Annotated in this window: 14 protein-coding genes; 12 read left to right on the top strand and 2 right to left on the bottom strand. The window is 37.5% G+C overall.

From position 1 onward, the window contains the following. Positions 1–18 precede the first annotated feature (18 nt). The 5 genes from A3EM_RS0102145 to A3EM_RS0102115 all read left to right on the top strand — a co-directional run bounded on the left by A3EM_RS0102145 (position 19) and on the right by A3EM_RS0102115 (position 4,963). Positions 19–1,152 (top strand): DNA polymerase III subunit, encoded by a 1,134-nt coding sequence (locus A3EM_RS0102145; protein WP_020526517.1) that lies wholly within the window; start codon positions 19–21, stop codon positions 1,150–1,152. A gap of 264 nt (positions 1,153–1,416) precedes the next feature. Further along, complete coding sequence (pheS, locus tag A3EM_RS0102135; protein ID WP_020526515.1) at positions 1,417–2,442, top strand: phenylalanine--tRNA ligase subunit alpha; 1,026 nt, start codon at positions 1,417–1,419, stop codon at positions 2,440–2,442. 16 nt (positions 2,443–2,458) lie between these two features. After that, a complete protein-coding gene (locus A3EM_RS0102130; RefSeq protein WP_020526514.1) occupies positions 2,459–3,130 on the top strand; it encodes a YggS family pyridoxal phosphate-dependent enzyme in 672 nt (223 codons plus the stop codon). Positions 3,131–3,250: 120 nt separating this feature from the next. Continuing rightward, positions 3,251–4,042: a septal ring lytic transglycosylase RlpA family protein gene (locus tag A3EM_RS46865; RefSeq protein ID WP_020526512.1), complete on the top strand. Its 792-nt coding sequence runs from the start codon at positions 3,251–3,253 to the stop codon at positions 4,040–4,042. A gap of 93 nt (positions 4,043–4,135) precedes the next feature. Next, positions 4,136–4,963, top strand: a complete 828-nt coding sequence (locus A3EM_RS0102115; protein ID WP_157637706.1) for a nuclear transport factor 2 family protein — start codon at positions 4,136–4,138, stop codon at positions 4,961–4,963. A 55-nt stretch (positions 4,964–5,018) separates the two neighbouring features. On the opposite strand, the gene A3EM_RS0102110 is transcribed toward A3EM_RS0102115, so the two are convergent. Further along, complete coding sequence (locus A3EM_RS0102110; protein WP_020526510.1) at positions 5,019–5,984, bottom strand: sugar phosphate isomerase/epimerase family protein; 966 nt, start codon at positions 5,982–5,984, stop codon at positions 5,019–5,021. A 254-nt stretch (positions 5,985–6,238) separates the two neighbouring features. On the opposite strand from A3EM_RS0102110, the gene A3EM_RS45415 reads away from it, so the two are divergent. From A3EM_RS45415 to A3EM_RS45410, 3 genes are all read left to right on the top strand, one after another. Continuing rightward, positions 6,239–7,366 (top strand): porin family protein, encoded by a 1,128-nt coding sequence (locus A3EM_RS45415; protein WP_020526509.1) that lies wholly within the window; start codon positions 6,239–6,241, stop codon positions 7,364–7,366. Positions 7,367–7,405: 39 nt separating this feature from the next. Then, positions 7,406–9,730, top strand: coding sequence for a TonB-dependent receptor (locus A3EM_RS0102100; RefSeq protein WP_020526508.1), 2,325 nt, complete (start codon positions 7,406–7,408; stop codon positions 9,728–9,730). A 312-nt stretch (positions 9,731–10,042) separates the two neighbouring features. Further along, positions 10,043–14,131 carry a cadherin domain-containing protein gene (locus tag A3EM_RS45410; protein ID WP_020526507.1) on the top strand — a complete coding sequence of 1,363 codons (4,089 nt, stop codon included), beginning with the start codon at positions 10,043–10,045 and terminating at the stop codon, positions 14,129–14,131. A gap of 78 nt (positions 14,132–14,209) precedes the next feature. Here A3EM_RS45410 and A3EM_RS0102090 read toward each other — a convergent pair whose 3' ends face one another. Continuing rightward, a complete protein-coding gene (locus A3EM_RS0102090; RefSeq protein WP_020526506.1) occupies positions 14,210–15,748 on the bottom strand; it encodes an arylsulfatase in 1,539 nt (512 codons plus the stop codon). A gap of 393 nt (positions 15,749–16,141) precedes the next feature. Here A3EM_RS0102090 and A3EM_RS0102085 point away from each other — a divergent pair, with 393 nt between their 5' ends. The 4 genes from A3EM_RS0102085 (at position 16,142) to A3EM_RS0102070 (ending at position 19,673) form a co-directional block, all read left to right on the top strand. Continuing rightward, a complete protein-coding gene (locus tag A3EM_RS0102085) occupies positions 16,142–17,152 on the top strand; it encodes an HAD family hydrolase (RefSeq protein WP_169513320.1) in 1,011 nt (336 codons plus the stop codon). Positions 17,153–17,167: 15 nt separating this feature from the next. Further along, positions 17,168–18,136, top strand: coding sequence for an AAA family ATPase (locus tag A3EM_RS0102080; protein ID WP_020526504.1), 969 nt, complete (start codon positions 17,168–17,170; stop codon positions 18,134–18,136). 188 nt (positions 18,137–18,324) lie between these two features. Then, positions 18,325–19,260, top strand: coding sequence for a DUF58 domain-containing protein (locus tag A3EM_RS0102075; RefSeq protein WP_020526503.1), 936 nt, complete (start codon positions 18,325–18,327; stop codon positions 19,258–19,260). 41 nt (positions 19,261–19,301) lie between these two features. Further along, positions 19,302–19,673 carry a hypothetical protein gene (locus A3EM_RS0102070; protein ID WP_157637705.1) on the top strand — a complete coding sequence of 124 codons (372 nt, stop codon included), beginning with the start codon at positions 19,302–19,304 and terminating at the stop codon, positions 19,671–19,673. Positions 19,674–19,682 lie beyond the last annotated feature (9 nt).

Below are 19,682 nucleotides of genomic sequence, written 5' to 3'. Positions count from 1 at the left end.
ACAGAAAAGGTTTTTGATTTGAAATTTAGCGACATAACAGGTGTAGAATATACCAAGCAAACTTTAATTAATTCGGTAAAAAACAACCATATTGCTCATGCACAGTTGTTTTTAGGGAAAGATGGAAGCGCTAATCTGGCTTTGGCTCTGGCCTATGCTCAATATATTAATTGTACTGCCAAAACGGAAAATGATTCTTGTGGCACCTGTCCTTCATGCATTAAATTCAGTAAATTAATCCATCCCGATTTTCACTTTATTTTCCCTACTTCCACCACTAAAAAAGTTACCAAATCAAAAGAAGCAATCAGCCAGTCCTTTATGAAGGAATGGCGGAGTTTTATTCCTGACAATCCCTATCCTGTATTGTCTGATTGGGCGGGTTTTTTCGGAGCTGAAAATAAACAATGTAACATTTCCAAAGAGGAAAGTCGGAACATTATTCGATCACTTTCCCTAAAGGCATTCGAAGCCGAATACAAAGTAATGCTGATCTGGCTACCTGAATTTATGCATCCTGCAGCAGCCAATGCCATACTTAAAATTTTGGAGGAACCCCCTGCTAAAACCCTGTTTTTTCTGGTTTCCAATGATGCTGATAAATTACTGACTACCATTTTATCGAGAACTCAGATTATTCAGGTTCCCCAGTTTACCGATCAGGAAATTTCTAATATTCTACAGGAGGAATATCAGGTGGAGGAGGAACGGGCAAAACATATTGCCTATCTGGCTGAAGGGAACTTAAATGAAGCCGTAAAATTAAGTGATGAGGTCAAAAATATTAGTGCAGACTTCTTTAAACAATGGATGAGAATCTGTTTTAAGAATGATTTTACAAACATGCTGAAGTTTGCAGATGATTTCCAAAAAATGGGCAAGGAGGATCAGAAAAGTTTGTTCCAGTATAGTCTTAATATTTTCAGAGAATCATTGTTGTGGAAATTTGCTGATCCGGAATTAGTTCGTTTAGAAAATGAGGAACTGGAGTTTGTGAAAAATTTTTCCAAAGTGCTCAATGAGAATAATTTGGAAATGATGGTAAATAAACTCAACCAATCATTATTCCATATAGAAAGGAATGCCAATCCTAAAATTCTGTTTACCAACCTTTCTATTTTTCTTGGCAAATTATTTAGAATTGGGGCTTAGGAAAAAGCTATCAGTGTGTTTCCACTTTAAGTTTCAGTAATAAATTATTGAAATTTTATGTGAATTTTCAAATAATGGGAAAGTCCTGTTACTATTATCTGGAAAAATTCTCTATTACTTTTAGGATAATCATTAATTTTGCCCTCCAAATTATTTTGGGCATTATAGGTTTATTCGTCACTTTTGAATTTAACAATAATGTTTCCCGGGATTCAGGCTGGAATAGAATTATAAAAAATACAATTGCTTAATAGATAATAAGAAATGTTTGAGCGGATAAAAGAAATAAAGCAGGAATTAGAAAAGATAAAAATCGAAAACGAAAAGCATCTTGAAGAATTTCGAATAAAATTTATCAGTAGAAAAAGTGTGGTTGGCGAATTGATGGGAGGGATTAGGGAAATTGCCCAGGAGCAAAGAAAAGCTTTTGGTCAGGAGGTAAACGAATTGAAAAATCTTGCTCAGGCAAAATTCAAAGAAGCCATCTCCGAACTGGAAAATAAAAATTCAACTGGCTCCACGGATTATACTGATCTTACTTTGCCAAATATTCCCCATCAATTAGGGACAATTCATCCGCTTACTCAGGTAAGGGAAAAGATCGTGACAATTTTCCAAAGAATCGGTTTTAATGTGGCAGATGGGCCTGAAGTTGAAGATGACTGGCATAATTTCTCTGCATTAAATTTTCCTCCTAATCACCCGGCAAGGGAGATGCAGGATACTTTCTTTATTTCCAAAGACCCTGATATTTTGTTGAGGACTCATACTTCCAATGTGCAAATCAGGCTAATGGAAAAACAGGAGCCACCAATCAGGTCGATTATGCCTGGAAGAGTTTTCCGGAATGAAGCCATTTCAGCCAGGGCACACTGTATTTTCCATCAGGTAGAAGGACTTTATATTAATGAAAATGTAAGCTTTGCTGACCTGAAAAATACCCTGTATTATTTTGCCCGGGAAATGTTTGGTAAAAATACCAAAATCAGGCTAAGACCCTCGTTTTTCCCATTTACAGAACCTAGTGCAGAGTTGGATATTTCCTGCTTTATTTGTGACCAGAAAGGTTGTAAAGTTTGTAAGCATACAGGATGGGTAGAAATCGGTGGTTGTGGTATGGTAGATCCAAATGTTTTGGAAAGTAGTAATATTGATTCTGAAAAATATACTGGTTTTGCATTTGGAATGGGTATTGAGAGAATCACCATGCTTAAATACAAAATTGACGATATCCGACTGTTTTTTGAAAATGATGTCCGGTTCCTCAGACAGTTTCAGTCTTTAAGTTAATTAAGTAAATAAGTTTATGTCTTCACTAAGTGAAAATATTAAGCACTTTGAGCAATTGCTGGAGGGTACTTCCAGTAAACTGGTGGCAGTGAGTAAAACCAAACCTGCCTCCATGTTGCAGGAGGCCTACGATCTGGGCATTAGAATATTTGGAGAAAACAAAGTTCAGGAACTTACAGAAAAGTATGAACTGCTTCCAAAAGATATCGAATGGCATATGATTGGGCATTTGCAAAGCAACAAGGTGAAGTATATTGCCCCTTTTGTAAGCCTCATACATGGAGTAGATAGCTTTAAATTATTGAAGGAGATCAATAAAAGAGCGGTACAAAATAATCGTGTAATTTCCTGCCTTTTTCAGATGCACATTGCCAAAGAGGAAAGCAAATTTGGCTTATCTGAAGAAGAATTAATGGATATGCTTCAAAGCGAGGCTTTCAAAAATCTTTCAAATGTAAAAATGAAAGGGTTGATGGGCATGGCCACTTATACTGAAAACGAGGACATTATCAGAAATGAGTTTAAATCGCTGAAGACCTTATTCGAAAAAGTTAAAAGTACATTTTCTGCGGATAATCTTGATTTCACAGAAATTTCCATGGGGATGAGTGGGGATTTTAAAATTGCCCTGGAGGAAGGAAGTACCATGATCAGGGTAGGTAGCGCTATTTTTGGGGCAAGAAATTAAACCTTTTCCCGGTATAATTTATTGGATATTAAAAAAATGCAGGTGGCTTGGTTGTTGCCTGCATTTTTTTCGTTATTTTCTAAAAACAACGTAAATTACAATTAAACTAAATAAGATCTTATGAAAGTTAAGCTTTTGTATCTCTTTTCCATTCTCCTATGCCTTTCCCAGGCTGGTTTTTCTCAAAAGTACAAGATTGGATATAAGCAAAAAGGCAAGGCATCATACTATGCCGGAAAATACCATGGACGCAAAACTGCCAGTGGGGAAAAATATAATATGAATGCCATGACGGCTGCTCACAAAAAATTGCCTTTTAATACCATGGTAAAGGTGACCAACAAGGCAAATGGCAAATCTGTTACCCTTAGAATAACCGACAGAGGGCCTTATAAAGGTGGGCGAATAATAGATGTTTCCAAAGAAGCTGCAAAGCGACTTGACATGATTAAATCTGGTGTTACTACGGTTGAATTGGAAATTATTGGTTTCAATGGAAAGCCAGAGGCAACCAAAAAGTCTAAAAAGAAGAAAAAGAAAAAATCCAAAAAGAAAAAAAACAAAGAAGCTTCAGTAAGTAAGATTCCTGCAAAGACTATCCCTGTTGCGGGAGGCAACGGGCCTGAATTTGAACTAAATAAAACTTATACCACTGCCGGAAAATTATATAATCCAAAAGGCTATGGCATACAACTGGCTTCTTATGCAGATTTGAATCAAGCTGTAAAAACGGCTAAAGGTGCACAGAAAAAAGGCCTGACCAAGGTTTTTATTCAACCGGGCCTGGTGAAAAACAGAACTTATTACAGAATATTTTATGGAGAATCTGCCAACCAGAATAGTATAAAAAAAGAATTGGGGAAAGTGAAAAGAAGTGGGTTCCCAAAAGCTTTTGTAAAAGCATATAATTAGAAAATGGCTGATCTTCCAATTTTCAGAGAGAATTACTGTTTAGAATTCATATATAATTTCAAAATTTTTATTAGCATATTGAATCACAATCCAATGAAAAAGATTAAACCTGGAATCATTACCCTACTTATAATATTACTTGTCCCAACATTAAACTTTGGGAAATTAATGGCAGCAGATCCTGAAGAAGAGGCTCTGGCCAATTTAGTAAAAGAATCGAGTAAGGCACTTGCCAATTATCACGCCTCAAAAGATAAAGGGGCCGTCCTTAAATATTTCCATGAGAAAATGGTGATCGATTTTACCTTTATAAGTGTAAGTGGAAAGGTAAGAAACGAGAGAATTTCTTATGAAGAATTCGCCACTCACCTGGATGCGTTTTCCCACGAAAGAATGGGAAGAACTCATGATATCGATGTCTTAAAAACAATTGTGCACCAGGATATTGGAGTAGTAAATTATACAGAGGATTATGAGGTGACTTTTGGAGAGGAAGTGTTAACTAAAGGCTCTCAGGTAATCACTGCAACAGCTAAAAAGTTTGGTAAAACCTGGAAAATAATCAGAATCACGGTTGTGGAAATGGAGAGTGAAAAATTTAAGGGTAGTTGCCTGTGTGAGTTATATGAAGGTACAAGCGCTACAGGGAATTTTATTACCAAAACTACTGTGCCTGGCGGTAAAAATTATACCAGTAACATGAACCATTTTACCGTAACCAAAAAAGATAGGGGAACGGTTTTAATCAACATGGATGGAGAAAACTTCATTTGGGAAAATAACCTGAATATCTTTGAAGCCAAAGAAGATGGAAGCAAGGGAACTAAAATCGGGATTGGCACAAACTCATATGAAGTAATCCAGACTTTAATTAAGGCGGAATTTTCAGAGCACTGTACTGATCTGGTGTTGAGAAAGTAAGCAAAAGTTTATGCTCAGTAATAAATTGAAAAGCCCCGATTATTGGGGCTTTTTTTTATCCTCCGATCAAATCAAATCCTTTTTTCATGGCTTTTACGGTAGTTTTAAGTGCCTCATCATTATCCATATCTCTCAATTTTTGGTTAAATGGTTCAGCCCTTACCGGACCATCATAACCTATGGTTACTAAGGCTTCCATAAATGTTTTTAAATCAATTACTCCTGTCGCCAAGGGTAATTCTCTTTTTCCATCTATTTGTTCGTCCGCAGTCAGGTTCGCCCTGGCATCATTCAAATCGCAGGCTACTACATCTTTATTGGTAAGTGAAAGAAGGTCCTCCTTCGTATCTCCTCCTGTAAACCAGTGAAAACTATCCAGCACGACCCCTACATTTGCCTCATTTATTTCCGAAATCAACTCTTTGCATTCCGGTAAGGTATGGATAAAAGCATATTTATTGGCTGTCATTAGGGTTTTTGGCCCTACATATTCCAGCCCTAGTCTCACATTTGAATCTGCCAAAACTTTGGCCATTTCTTTTATTCTTTCAGTGTGTTGTTTGAAGTTAGCTCTGTAGGTCAAATCAGCATGGTTGGGCATAATCCATGTGTTCATTCTCGTAGCTCCAAATTTCTCTAAAGCCTTGGCATGTTTACTCAGGTTGGCAAGTCCTTCTTTAAATATAGAGTCACTTTTTCTAAAATCTACCGGAAGTCCTGCCGAACCCCAAACGATTTTATTTTTCTTCATTTTATCTGTTAAAGCTTTCAGCTTGCCTGCATCTTCTTCCATTAAATATTGGGTGGAAGGAGCAAGGGATTCAAATCCATATTGAATACAATAATCCACGAGTTCCTCCTGTGAGGCATTTACTCCAATAGCGCCCGGACTTAAATCTAGGGTGAATTTCCTTTTGGATAGGTTCATGTTCATCATGGCGGATAAGGAATAAGGCATGGCTACTGCTGCTGAAATTGCGGAAGCCTGCTGTAGAAAATTTCTACGGTTTGTATTTGTCATAATGTCTGGTTTATTATTCTGGAAAATGCTTTAAAATTTATTTATAAAATATTGGATGAGATAATTTCCATTTTCACCTTTCATTTTGCTTATTTTTGTGGTTTTCAATGCCTTATCGTGTTTTAAAATGAAGATAAAAGATTGAAAATTAAATATAATAAACTAATGATGTGCTTTGCAAAACACTAAGGTTACTTAAGGCATATTCTTTGTGCCTTGCCAATAGCTTCCAAATTAGCAAATTATTTTTTTGAATGGTGAGAGATAAGATTTTTGTTTTAGTTTTATTTGTTTTTATGGGTTTGCAACCTACATTTTCCCAAAATCTTTCCTCCGAAGATAAGGAGAAAATCCGGTATGAAGCAGCATCATTTATTGGTGAATTTGAATTGTTGCTCAATACGCTGGCCCTTCCCGATTTAAGCAAACTAGAAAGGGATGAACTTATCGGGAACAGCTATGTAAAATCCGGGAATCAGATTTTTACCAATAAAGATGTAGTGGTGGAAGATGATATTGATCCGAATTACTTCAGCCATGCCGGGGTGAAAGATGTAAATGTGGATCGTTATTTACGGGACCTTGATATCTTTTACCTCAAATCCGAAACTCCAACCATTGAATTCTCAAATATTATTGCCTCCGATGTAAAGCAAAAGGATTATGTGTACCTAGAGGTTTATTTTGAAAGCCAGTTCAAGTCTAAACATGTTACCATCAAAAAGCCCTACCAAAAAACAAAAAGAGTAGCCACACTGATGGCCAAAAAGAAGGGAAGAAATTGGGAAATGCTCATTGCCAGTGTCGTTTTTTATGATCCTCTAGTCCATAAAGTCAATACAAAGGGAAAGATTCTTAATATTTTACCAGCCAAAACTGAAGTTAAACCTACTTTAACAAATGATCCCCTTCCTACCAGATCCGGCTCTTCTTCCTCTTTTGTATTTCCTTCTGCTAAAATAGTTACCATTGGTGCCGGTTTAGGATATGGATTTGGCTTAAATCAGGTAGGGCTGGGAATTCATGGTCAATATTATTTTGCTGATTATTTGGTCGGTCAGATGGGATTTCATTTTTATGAAAAGGAAGACACTCAAAAAAACTGGTCTTTTAACCTCAATGCCAATTATTATTTTGAAACAAATTCTTCTACACAGCCTTATTTTATCTTGGGGCTTAATGTTTTAAAACAGACTGTTAATCCAGATGGGCAAGCCAATTCAAAAAGTTTTTCAGGATTGAATATAGGAGCAGGAATTGATTTTGAACAGGAGAATAATCTGGTCTATTTTGGACACATGAAATTTGCGACCACTGAATCTACAGATCTTAAAAATCATTTTTTAATAATGGTTGGTGTTCGTTATAAATTAAAATGGTAAATTCAGCCTTGTGAATAAACTACCACCAACTATTTTTTTGTGAGAATTTTTTTTCTTTCTTCCTATCTCCTGTTTGGTTTGCTTTCCAATGCCTTTGCTCAGGAATTTCTTTTTTCTGGAGAGGTAGAAGATGCTTCTACTGGTGAAAAGATAATCGGAGTCACTATTTTAATCAATAATGGAAAAGGAGGGATAACTGATGAAACTGGAAAATTTTCCATTTCCCTTCCGCCTAGCAACTACGATGTTAAAGTTGCTCATATTGCCTATGAAATTCAGGAGTTTTCTATTGAAATAAATCAGGAAAACCCAGCGAAAATGGTGGTGAAATTAACCCCCAAAGCCACATTTCTCAATCTGGTGAACATTACTGGCAGTAAGTATGAAAAGGATATAATTGATGAGGTCATTTCGGTGGATATCCTCAGAACACAACTGATAAAGGAAGTCAATGCTCCTCGTTTTTTTTCGGCTATTGATAAAGTCCCCGGGGTAAAAATTACAGATGGACAAGCCAGCATTCGGGGTGGAAGTGGTTTTGCTTATGGGGCGGGGTCAAGAGTACAGATGGTGGTAGATGGTATGCCGCTTATTACAGCTGACAGAAATGATATTCGCTGGAATTTTATCCCGATTGAACTCATCGATCAGGTAGAAGTATTAAAAGGTGCCTCAAGTAGCTTATACGGAAGTGCTGCATTAAATGGCGTGATGCATGTCCGAACGGTTTTCCCTACTGAAGTTCCCGAAATTGAAATCAGAACTTTTTATACCCATTATGGAAAACCTAAAAGAAAAGAACTGGCCTGGTGGAATACTGCTCCAAATGAATATGGCGCATCTGTAAGGCATATGCAGCAATTTGGCCGATTCGATTTGGTGGCCAGCGGAAGTTTTCTGCAAAGTAATAGTTATTTAATGGGTGCTGATCAGGATCAGCAACGGTTTGCACTTAAAACAAGGTGGAGGCCAGAGAAGGATTTTGGTTTAACCTTAGGGCTGAATACAAGTTTTATGCATAGTGATGAAGCCGATTTTATTTTTTGGGAAAATGCCAATGAAGGTGCTTATATCCCCTTTTCGGGAAATGAATCAGGTGGTGAAGCCAATGGACTGATCCTTTTCGAAAGAAATCAGTTGACCATTGATCCTTATTTGCTTTACAAAACCAGGAATGGCAATGAACATGAATTAAAAGCCAGGTTTTATGATTTAAGGACATTGAATTTTGTGGATAACACCATTGCCCAGCAATTCAATGCAGATTATAATTATAAAACTAAATTATCCGATCGTATAAAATTAATCACTGGCATAAATGCGCAAAAAGTTTTGATTGATGATCCTGATGGGGCTGGAAATAGGTCAGGAACGCTAGGCGCATTATATGCACAAGCAGAATATGTAGTCAGGCGATTTAATACCAATCTGGGTTTCCGATACGAATATTTTGATGTCAGTGGTACAGAAAGAAGGACGATTCCCGTGTTTCGTTGGGGGATGAATTACAAAACATCTGAAACATCAAGCATCCGGGCTTCATTTGGACAGGGATACAGATTTCCAAGTCTTGCGGAAATTTTTCTGGATAAATCGGATGAAGTGGTCCCCATTTTCCCTAATCCAGAACTAAAACCAGAATATGGCTGGAATGCTGAGTTGGGATTTAAAAAAGAGGTGGGTACACAAACATGGAAGACCTATCTGGATGCGGCCCTGTTTTTAATGGATTATTACGATATGATAGAATTTCGACCGGGGCTTTTTTTGCCCAATGATTCTAATCCGGATGGTAATTTGCTGGATTATGTTGGAGTAAAGGCCGAAAATATGCCCAGAACAAGAGTAGGAGGAATTGAATTTTCGGCTGTGAGTAATGGGAAAATTAATCAAACGCCACTGAGAATTTTGGCAGGTTATACCTACAATTACCCGGTTGATTTACAGGAAAATGAAGAACTTAAAAACCTGGGCAAATACACGGTGGAAATGGCCAAAAGCATGTTCAGCTCAAATGAATCAACTTTGCAGCCAGTGCTAAATTATCGTCACAGGCACCTGGTGAAATTTGATTTATCCACTGAAATTAAAAACTTCACCATGGGTTTGGATTTTCGGTATAACAGCCCAATGGAAAAATACGATGAATTGCTGGAATCCTTTATTCCCGGTTTTAGGGAGTACCTGGAAAGAAACCCCAATGGTGAACATTTTTTCAATCTGAGGTTTGGCTACGATTTCAAGCAGTATGGAAAATTCAATGTAATTGTTAATAACCTCACTAACAATGAATACGCCTTAAGATACGCAAAACTGGAACCACCTAGAAATTTTACTTTTCAGTATCAGTTAACCTTCAGGTAAATCTTATCCTGAGGCAATAGAAACAAAAGCCGCAGGAGCCAACTTAAAATGCTGAGTTTCAATTAGGGAATTATTGTAATCTTGCTCCTAACACTTGTTAATGATTGGGCAAAATTGGTGGGAAATGTTTAAATTGGTTATAAAATTATACTCCATTTCCACTAATTTAAGTGATAGGAGGTTTCAGAGAGAACTTTTTATCAGCACAATTTAGTAGAAGATTATCAAACTGTTTTTACCTACTCAGTAAATTTTTATTGAATTATTCAAAATTTAAGTTACTGAGCCTTAACTGAAACCGAGATTACCACTATGCATTTCCAGCTAAAAAAATTAGCCTTTGGCATTCTCCTTTTCCTTATTTCGATCACTCAGGTGTTTTCCCAGGAAAGTTGTGGGTCAATTCCTCCGCCTCATGCAGAAATGTTTTTGGGTGATCAAATGGCAGATGTCGCTTTTGAAGACGTTTTTGATCCCGATAACATTACCTATGTAGCTTTAAAAGTCCATTTATTAAGAAGAAAAGACGGTTCTTCAAGAACTACTGTTTCCGCTATTCAAAAAGAATTGGATGCTACCAATGAGGTTTACAAAGGTGCCAATATGCAGTTTTATATTGATGGAGATATCAATTTTATAGATGTAGATTCCCTTTATGACTTTAATTTTAATGATGAAGATATAATTATCAATAACTTTGAACAGGCAAATACCATTAATGTTTGCTTTGCAAATTCCATTTACAAAGGAAGTGGTTATGTGGGTGGGTATGCTTACTACCCGGGATATAAAGATTGGGCTTTTGTTTCTCATGGTAATTTGTCTCCCCTGACTTATACACTGGCCCACGAATTAGGACATTTCTTCCATCTTTACCATACCCATGGCCGCTCAAATTCAGTGCTCACCGATGAATTAGTAGACGGATCTAATTGCCAATATGCCGGAGATAAAGTTTGTGATACCCCGGCTGACCCTTATTTGTATAATATTTTAGGAGGTGATTGTGTTTACAGGGGAACCAAAAAGGACGCAAATGGTGATTTGTTTAAACCTGACACCAGAAATATAATGTCTTATGCGCTTCAATGTACGGAGCATTTCTCTCAGGGACAATTTACCAGAGCCCTGGGCACTTTGAAAAATAGCCGACATTATCTTAAACAACACAAAGTGCCAATTGAAAAACCTGAGGGGAGAATTGAAGCTGAAGAAAATTTCGAACCTTTAGCTAATGTTGGAAGCAATGGGGATGTAAGTGAATTTGATGCATTTATTACCGATGACAATCAGGGCAGAGCTGTGGCCTTATTCGATAGTGGAGATAAACTGAAAATCAAATTTAGCCTGGAACAGGACGGGAAATATGAAATAAAAGTAAGGCTGCGATCCGGACAAGACGGAAAACCCACCAGATATTGGCCCGATGGATATGTTTTTACAATAGATGAAACACCAATTACATTGATCGGAGATGAAACTTCAGTTTCCCCATTTTACCAGTCTTTTGGTGGTGCACATTGGGGAACTATGGAAGGGATTAAAAACAACCTTTTAAAAGGGGACCATTACCTGACTATAGAAACAACCCTGGACTGGGCAGCAGTGGATTACATGGAAGTGATAAGAATGGGAGACATTCCTAAAAATGATCCTCCTACCGCTATTGCACTGAGTAATACTGAATTAGCTGAAAACCAACCCCTGGGCACAAAAGTAGGTGATTTATCCACCACAGATCCCAATCAGGATGATGAACATACCTATAAATTAGTTGATGGAACCGGAAGTGATGATAATAACGATTTCAAAATAATCGGGGCTGCTTTACATTCCAATAAGGTTTTTGATTTTGAATCTAAAAAGGAATATTCCATTAGAATTGAGACCGATGATGGGGCTGGGGGGACTTTCCAGCATTCATTTTCTATATCAATTTCCGATTTGGAAGAAAATGAATTTCCAACTGATATTTTGTTAAGCAACAAAGAAATTTCTGAAAATAACTTTGAAGGCGCATTAATTGGCGAATTTTCTACCATTGACCCTGATGAAAATGATGAACATACCTATACTATGGTATTGGGTGAAGGAGATGATGATAATGAAGCATTTCTGATTGAAGGAAATCAACTCAAGGCATTTCTGGTATTTGATTATGAGGATAGAAATGAATACCATTTTAGAGTAAAAACAACGGACAAACTCGGTGGGGCTTTCGAAAAATCTTTTACCATTAAAATCAGAGATATTTTTGAAAATAGCATCCCTACAGATATTCAGTTAAGTGAAAATAAAATTGCCGAAAATCAGCCGGAAAATACCAAAGTAGGTGAATTTTCAGTAATCGATGCCAATGCCGATGATGAACATTCTATTGTTTTTGTAGAAGGGAAAGGAGATGGAGATAATGGGGCTTTTTCCATCTCGGGGAATATCTTGCTGGCTAAATCCAGCTTCGATTTTGAGGAGAAAAATGAATATAACATCAGGGTAAAAGCCACAGATAAATATGGTGGGGAATTTGAAAAATCCTTTTTTATAAAAGTTACGGATATGTTTGAGAACAGTATTCCCACCGATATCCTCCTCAGTAAAAATGAGATCAGGGAAAATGAACCAGAACAAACTGTCATCGGGGAATTTACTGCTACTGATGAGAATAAAGATGATGATCATAATTTTGAATTGATCTCTGGAGAAGGAGACCTGGATAACGATTTATTTGAAATATCAGGCGATCAGTTAATTTCCAAAACTTCTTTTGATTATGAAAATCGAAATGAATATTCTATTCGGGTAAAGACAACCGATAAATACGAAGGGGAATTTGAAAAATCTTTTACGATTAAAATAATTGATATTCCTGATAATATCTATCCTTCCGATATTTCATTGAGTAATACAGAAGTATTTGAAAATGAAAAAAGCAATGTTTTAATTGGTCTTTTAAGCACGGAAGATGAGGATGTATCGGATACGCATACTTATTCCCTAATTGCAGGTGAAGGCGATGCCGATAATGATAAATTCAGCATTTCAAATGATTCCCTAAAGGCCGCCCAATCATTCGATTTTGAAACACAACAATTATTGTCAATTAGGGTAAAAACAGAGGATGGAAATGGAGGGTTTTTTGAAAAGGTTTTTGCAATTAGAGTTAAGGATATATTCGAAAATATATCCCCGGAAGACATCATGCTAAGTAAAAATGAAATCGTAGAGGAAGGGGAAACAGGAAGCCTGATTGGAAGCCTGACCGCTAAAGATGGCAATCCGGAAGATATACATACTTTCAGTTTTGTAGGTGGAGAGGGGAGTGAAGACAATGAAAAATTTACTATTTCCGGAGATTCTTTAATTGTTAATCAACCTATTGATTTTGAGGAACAAAGCAAGCTTTCTATTCGCCTGAGAGTAGAAGATAAAAGCGGTGCTACATTTGAAAAGATTATTCAGATTGTGGTGATTGATATAGTGGAGAAGTATACCCTTTCCGGAAAGGTGCTCACTCAGACGGGAGAAGAGATAAGTATAGGAACAATGGTGTTGCTGAACACAGAAACTTCAGAAGTTATGGCTGAATTCAAATTGGATAATAGCTTTGAGTTTCAGTTTACCGAATTGTTACCAGGTAAGTTCATATTGAAGTTCCTGCCTGAAATAAAAGCCAATCCATTGAGTGTACCTACTTATTCGGGAAATGCCCTCATTATGGCCGAAGCAGAAATTTTGGAAATTTCAGCAGCTCATATCAATAATTATATCCTGTCAGTCCTGGAAAAAGAAAATGGAGAAACGGGTGAAGAATCAATTGCTGGAACTGTAGTTGATGTGGATAAGAATACAGGAGGAAGAACAACTGAAGCAGCAGTAATAAAGGGAGTACCCATTTACCTGTTAGCTGATGGCAGTGGGAAAATCCTGGATAAAACCTTTTCGGATGAAAATGGTGAATTTAATTTTAGTGAGTTAGCTGCAGGAGATTATCTGATTAAAGCGGATTATCAATTGGCTAAAGTAGCTCAAAACCAAAATAAGGTAACTGTGCAGGCCAATGCAGATACAGTAGTGGTCAGCCTAAATATCGGAGCAACTGAAACCTGGGTAGAATTCCAGCAAATTACGGGCAAGGAAAGTTTTCAGGTGTTTGCCGGAGTTGAAATATACCCCAATCCTTTCCAGTCAGAATTTAGTCTGCAAATGGAGAATGAATATGTAGGAGCTTTGGAAATCAGGGTTTTAGATCTCTCGGGAAAAGTATTAATCACCAGGCAAATCCAAAAGCAACAGACTGTCATTTCCCCAGGTATTAAATTAGATCAATTTCCTTCCGGAATTTACTTGTTGAATATTTCCGGAAATCAGCATTCTGCTAATTACAGAATCATAAAAAGATAGAAAGTTTTATCCTGAAAAGAAAAAGGGGAAATGGCCATCGGCCATTTCCCCTTTTTTTAATTTGAAATCCTGTATTTATTAATTCTTTGGACTTACCAGTAATTGCTGAACAACATTGTCAATACTTAAAGAAGATCCTAACACTGGTGGATACTTTTTAAATGTTTCCAAAAATTCGGCAGCATATTGTTGGGCGGGAACAAATAACCACATATTGTCTGCATACCATCTTGTATAAAGCGCAGCCTTCCATGATATTTCGTAAGGATCCGCCCTAAGGTTGATCGCTATAGGCCAGCTTGGAGATTTTCTGTATGCCTCATTTATAGACCCTTCCATAATGGTAAAGTGTAATTTCCAGTTGTTGTAGCGAATGGCATTCAAATTTCCGCTTGCATCAAAATAGAAAATTTCTTTTCTGGGTGACTCATCCACTTCTCCTTTAAAAAATGGCATCAGGTTATATCCGTCAAGGTGCACGTTAAAAGTCTTGTCCCCAGCTTTATAACCGTTTAATAATTTTTCTTTTACATTGGGCTCTCCTGCAGCAGCAACTAATGTTGGCATCATGTCTTCATGGGAGAAGATGTCGTTATAAATGGTTCCTGGTTTTATCACACCGGGCCATCTGATGGCACAAGGTGCTCTAAAACCTCCTTCCCAGGTGGTTCCTTTTTCTCCTGCAAAAGGGGTAGTACCACCATCAGGCCAGGTGAATTTTTCAGCACCATTGTCGGTAGAATACATGATAATCGTGTTATCTATAATCTTTAATTCCTCCAGTTTGGCAAGTACTCTTCCTATCGCTTTGTCATGTTCTACCATTCCATCAGGGTACAATCCAATTCCGGTTACGCCTACACTTTCTTCCTTTAAGTGAGTCCAAACGTGCATTCTGGTAGCACTTAGCCACACAAAAAATGGTTTTCCTGCTGCATGAGCTTTTTCAATAAAGGCGATGGCTGCATCGGTAAATTCTTCATCAGCTGTTTCCATTCGCTTCCTGGTAAGTGGTCCGGTATCTTCCACTTTCCCATCAGAGTAACTGTGTAGCACTCCTCTTGGACCATATTTTTCATGGAATTCCTTATCTTTCGGGTAGTAGTATGTTTCTGGTTCTTCTTCTGCATTGAGGTGATATAAATTACCAAAAAACTCATCAAAACCATGGTTGGTCGGTAAATGTTCATCCCTGTCTCCAAGGTGGTTTTTGCCAAACTGGCCTGAAGTATAGCCGTGTGGCTTTAATAATTCGGCAATAGTAGGCTGATTATCCTTGATTCCTTGTTTAGAGCCAGGCATCCCAATGGTTAATAAACCAGTTCTAAAAGGGTGTTGTCCTAAAATAAAGGCAGCCCTTCCTGCAGTACAGCTTTGTTGGGCATACCAGTCGGTGAACATGGCACCTTCATTTGCAATACGGTCGATATTAGGGGTTTGGTATCCCATCATACCATGATTGTATTTACTGATATTGGCCCAGCCGATATCATCTCCCCAAATGACCAGAATGTTAGGTTTTTTAGTTTGAGCATGTAAATTGGTGACTACTGAAATTAGGAGTAAAAAAACAAAGAGTAGTATTGTATTGGGTTTTGTTCGAATGTTCTCTTTCATAAATGAAAAGTTAAATTTATCGATGGTTAAAAAAAATTTGGAAGTGTACAGTCGAGGGTGAATAATTGTAACATTGTGATATTACAGTACTACAATTAAGTTAAAGGTTTAAAGATGATAAAAAATTTGGACTGAGACAATTATTTACCCCTAATCAAATATTAATTTTCTGTTTCCAGCCTTTTATATTATTCTTAATTATTTATATTTCATAAATTTTTGATTCATGGATATTCCCTGATTTGTTTTTTTATATCCTTCTCCTTTTTATATTTAAGCCAGAAATTGATCCTCAAATTTGGAATACTGACTGTAATATTCTTGCTCTCTAATGGCTAAAACCTTTTGAGCTGCATTTTGTTATTATTTTTTTAACTAGAACCCACCCAATAAATGAAATGTAGATATTTCGTCTTGCTCCTGATTTTTTTGAGTTGTGGCAAGATGCAGGAAACACCAATCGAAAAAGTTAATCCGGCTACAATAGATCCCCTGCCTTCCTGGAATGAAGGAAATACCAAAAAGCAAATCATCAATTTTGTCAGCCAGGTTTCTGATGAAAACTCAGCAGACTATGTAGCTCCTGAAGATCGCATTGCCACTTTTGACAATGACGGTACCCTGATTTGTGAGCAGCCACTGTATTCCCAGTTATTTTTTGCCATGGAAAGGGTAAAGGAATTAGCCGATAATAATCCCAAGTGGAGAGAAACGCAACCCTTTAAAGCGGTAATTGATGACGATCATGAAACGCTTAAAACTTTTGGGATAATGGATTTGCTCCAATTGGTTATGGCATCTCATACCGGAATGAACAGTGAAGAATTTAATGAAATTGGAGCAACCTGGGCATTTAACTCCCTGCATCCCAAATTTAATCAGCCCTTTGCAAATACGATTTACCAACCCATGTTGGAAGTTATTCAGTATTTAAAAGCCAATGATTTCCAGGTTTTCATTGTTTCTGGTGGAGGTGTAGATTTAATACGTACTTATGCTTATGAGGCTTATGGCATTCCAACTTATCAAGTTGTGGGCAGCAGAATAAAATCAAAGTTTGAAATTGGGGAAAATGGTGCACAGGTAGTGAAATTACCTGAAATGGATTTTATTGATGACAAAGAGGGAAAGCCTGTTGGGATCGCAAACTTTATCGGGAAAAGACCAATTGCTGCTTTTGGCAATTCTGATGGAGACTTACAAATGTTGCAATATGCTGCCGGAGGAAATGGCAAAAGGCTGATGTTGCTTGTCCACCATGATGATGCAGAAAGGGAATATGCCTATGATAGGGAATCTCATATTGGAAAATTAGATAAAGCCTGGGATATCGCCAAAGCACAAGGCTGGTTGGTCGCCAGCATGAAAAATGATTTTAAAAGGATATTTGCCTTTCAGGAGTAATTGAACTAAACAAAAATGAACGAAACATTTACTGCCATTAAGGGCTTAAAAGAAAACATGCAAGCTTCTATTATAGGGCAGGAAGCACTAGTAGAACGAATTATTATTACTCTTCTGGCTGATGGAAATATGTTACTGGAAGGCCTGCCGGGTCTTGCTAAAACCAGGGCTATAAAAAGTCTGGCTAAAAACCTGGATTGTGGATTGAGTAGAATTCAGTTTACCCCGGACCTGCTTCCTTCAGATATCACAGGCACGGAAATTTACCAACCAGAAGCTGAAGAAAAATTCGTTTTCCAGCAAGGCCCTATTTTCAATAACCTGATTCTGGCAGATGAAATTAACCGGGCTCCTGCAAAAGTACAGGCTGCCCTGTTGGAAGCCATGGAGGAAAGACAGGTAACTGTGGCGGGGAAAACCCACAATATGGAACCCCTTTTTATGGTTTTAGCCACACAAAACCCTGTGGAGCAGGAAGGAACTTATCCTTTACCAGAAGCCCAAATGGACAGGTTTCTGATGAAAACCATTATCGATTATCCCGATAAATCATCCGAAATGAAAATCCTGGATCTGGTAAAAGCGGAAAGTAAAAAAGAACATACGGAAAAGCATGAAACCATTGCCCAGGAAATCATTTTTAAGGCCAGGGAAGAAATTAAGGAAATCCATGTTTCAGATGCGATGAAGACTTACATTGTGGATTTGGTTGATGCCTCCAGATATCCTGATAAATATTCGGAACAATTGGCCAAATGGCTGGAATTCGGGGCAAGTCCCAGGGGTACAATTGCCCTGGAAAAAGCGGCCAGAGTACATGCCTGGCTTGCTGAGCGGGATTTTGTAAACCCGGATGATATTCGTGCCTTAATCCACGATATTTTGAGGCACAGGATAATGCTGAGTTATGAAGCCAATGCAGATAGAGTTACCGCAGAAGATGTCATCAGTGAATTAGTGAAACTGGTAGCTGTCCCTGCCTAATCAAATTTTTTCCCTCTGGAGTGGTTCGGCATTCCGAGGATACAGGGGAGGTTTTTGACTTTTAAAATAAAACTAAATAAGAGGAATATTGACACATGGCTTAAGTATCAAGCGAAGCAATTACTTGAGCCTATGAATAAAAGAAAGTTTGCAACTTTCCTGCTTTAAAAACCATGAGACCATCGTAAATGAAAAAAACTGATTTCCCCTCAGAAGTAGTTGCTACATTCCATGATCTGATGAAGATGGAGCATTATGCGGTTGGATTCAATTTCCTGCCCAGACATTCTATTCACAGTATTTTATCGGGAAAGCATGCTTCAAAACTTCGGGGAAGAGGTTTGGATTTTGATGAAGTGAGAAATTATGTGCCGGGGGATGATGTCCGAAATATAGATTGGAAGGTGACTGCCAGGACAAAAAAAACGCATGTCAAGGTATTTCATGAAGAAAAGGAAAGACCTGCTCTTATTGTGGTGGATCAGTCAAATTCCATGTTTTTTGGCAGCCAGCATAAATTAAAATCGGTTGTGGCCGCAGAACTGGCGGCAATGGCAGGTTTCAGGGTATTGAAAAGTGGAGATAGAATTGGTGGATTGGTCATATCCAATGATGAGGTAGAATTTGTGAGATCACAGCGCAACAGGGCCGCTTTTATGCATTTTCTACAGCTTATCGCTAAGAAGAATCTGAAACTGGCTCAGGAAACTCAAAAGACCGGGTTTAGCAAAAGAGTAAGTGACACACTAGCTAGGGTTCATCAGTTGGTGACTCACGATTTTTTAGTGATTGTGATCAGTGATTTTGTTCATTATGATGAGGAGGTAATCAAAAATCTGGTAAAATTTTCCCAACACAATGATCTGATTGTGATGAAAGTAAACGATAATATGGAATTGGACATCCCCAATGAAAAATTGATCATTACCGATGGGGAAAAGCAAATTCCTTTAGAAGGCAACAAGCAACAGGTTAAATCAAAAATGAAGGAATATTCCACTAAAAAACATGATGAATTTGAAGACAAAATGAAAGCTTTCAATATTCCAGTTTTAAAAATAAATACAGAAGAACCATCCCAACAACAGCTAAGAAAGCTGATTGGAGGAAGTATTAAAAGATAACACTAATATGGAGTCATGGATATGGCTTATTTGATTTAATAATGAAGATGATAAACAGTAAAAATGCCTTCAAAATTAGTGGGGGAAGGTATACCAGATACAGGTATTCTTTTTCTAGTCCTTGGTGGGAAAGAAATGCAGGTATCCACTTAACTTACTCGGAAAACCTTTTTGAAGGCAGAGATTTTTTTGTCCCTTTTTCATCGACTGGAAAAAGGGACGAAAGCTTAATCAACTTGCCTAGCTTCCCATTTAGCAATAAGGCATTTGGGTACAATCAAAAAAGACCTTGCGTCCATCGAGCTTCAGAAGCTTTAAAGACGCAGGGTCGCGAAAATGCAGACCCTGCTGGGACACCTTGTTTGGGACTTTCTTTTTTGTTCAATTTAGATATTGTTGATTTTTTAATTTAGTCCAAATAC

This window comes from Flexithrix dorotheae DSM 6795, from assembly GCF_000379765.1.
Lineage (GTDB): Bacteria > Bacteroidota > Bacteroidia > Cytophagales > Flammeovirgaceae > Flexithrix > Flexithrix dorotheae.
This window is presented reverse-complemented; position numbering and strand designations above follow the sequence as displayed.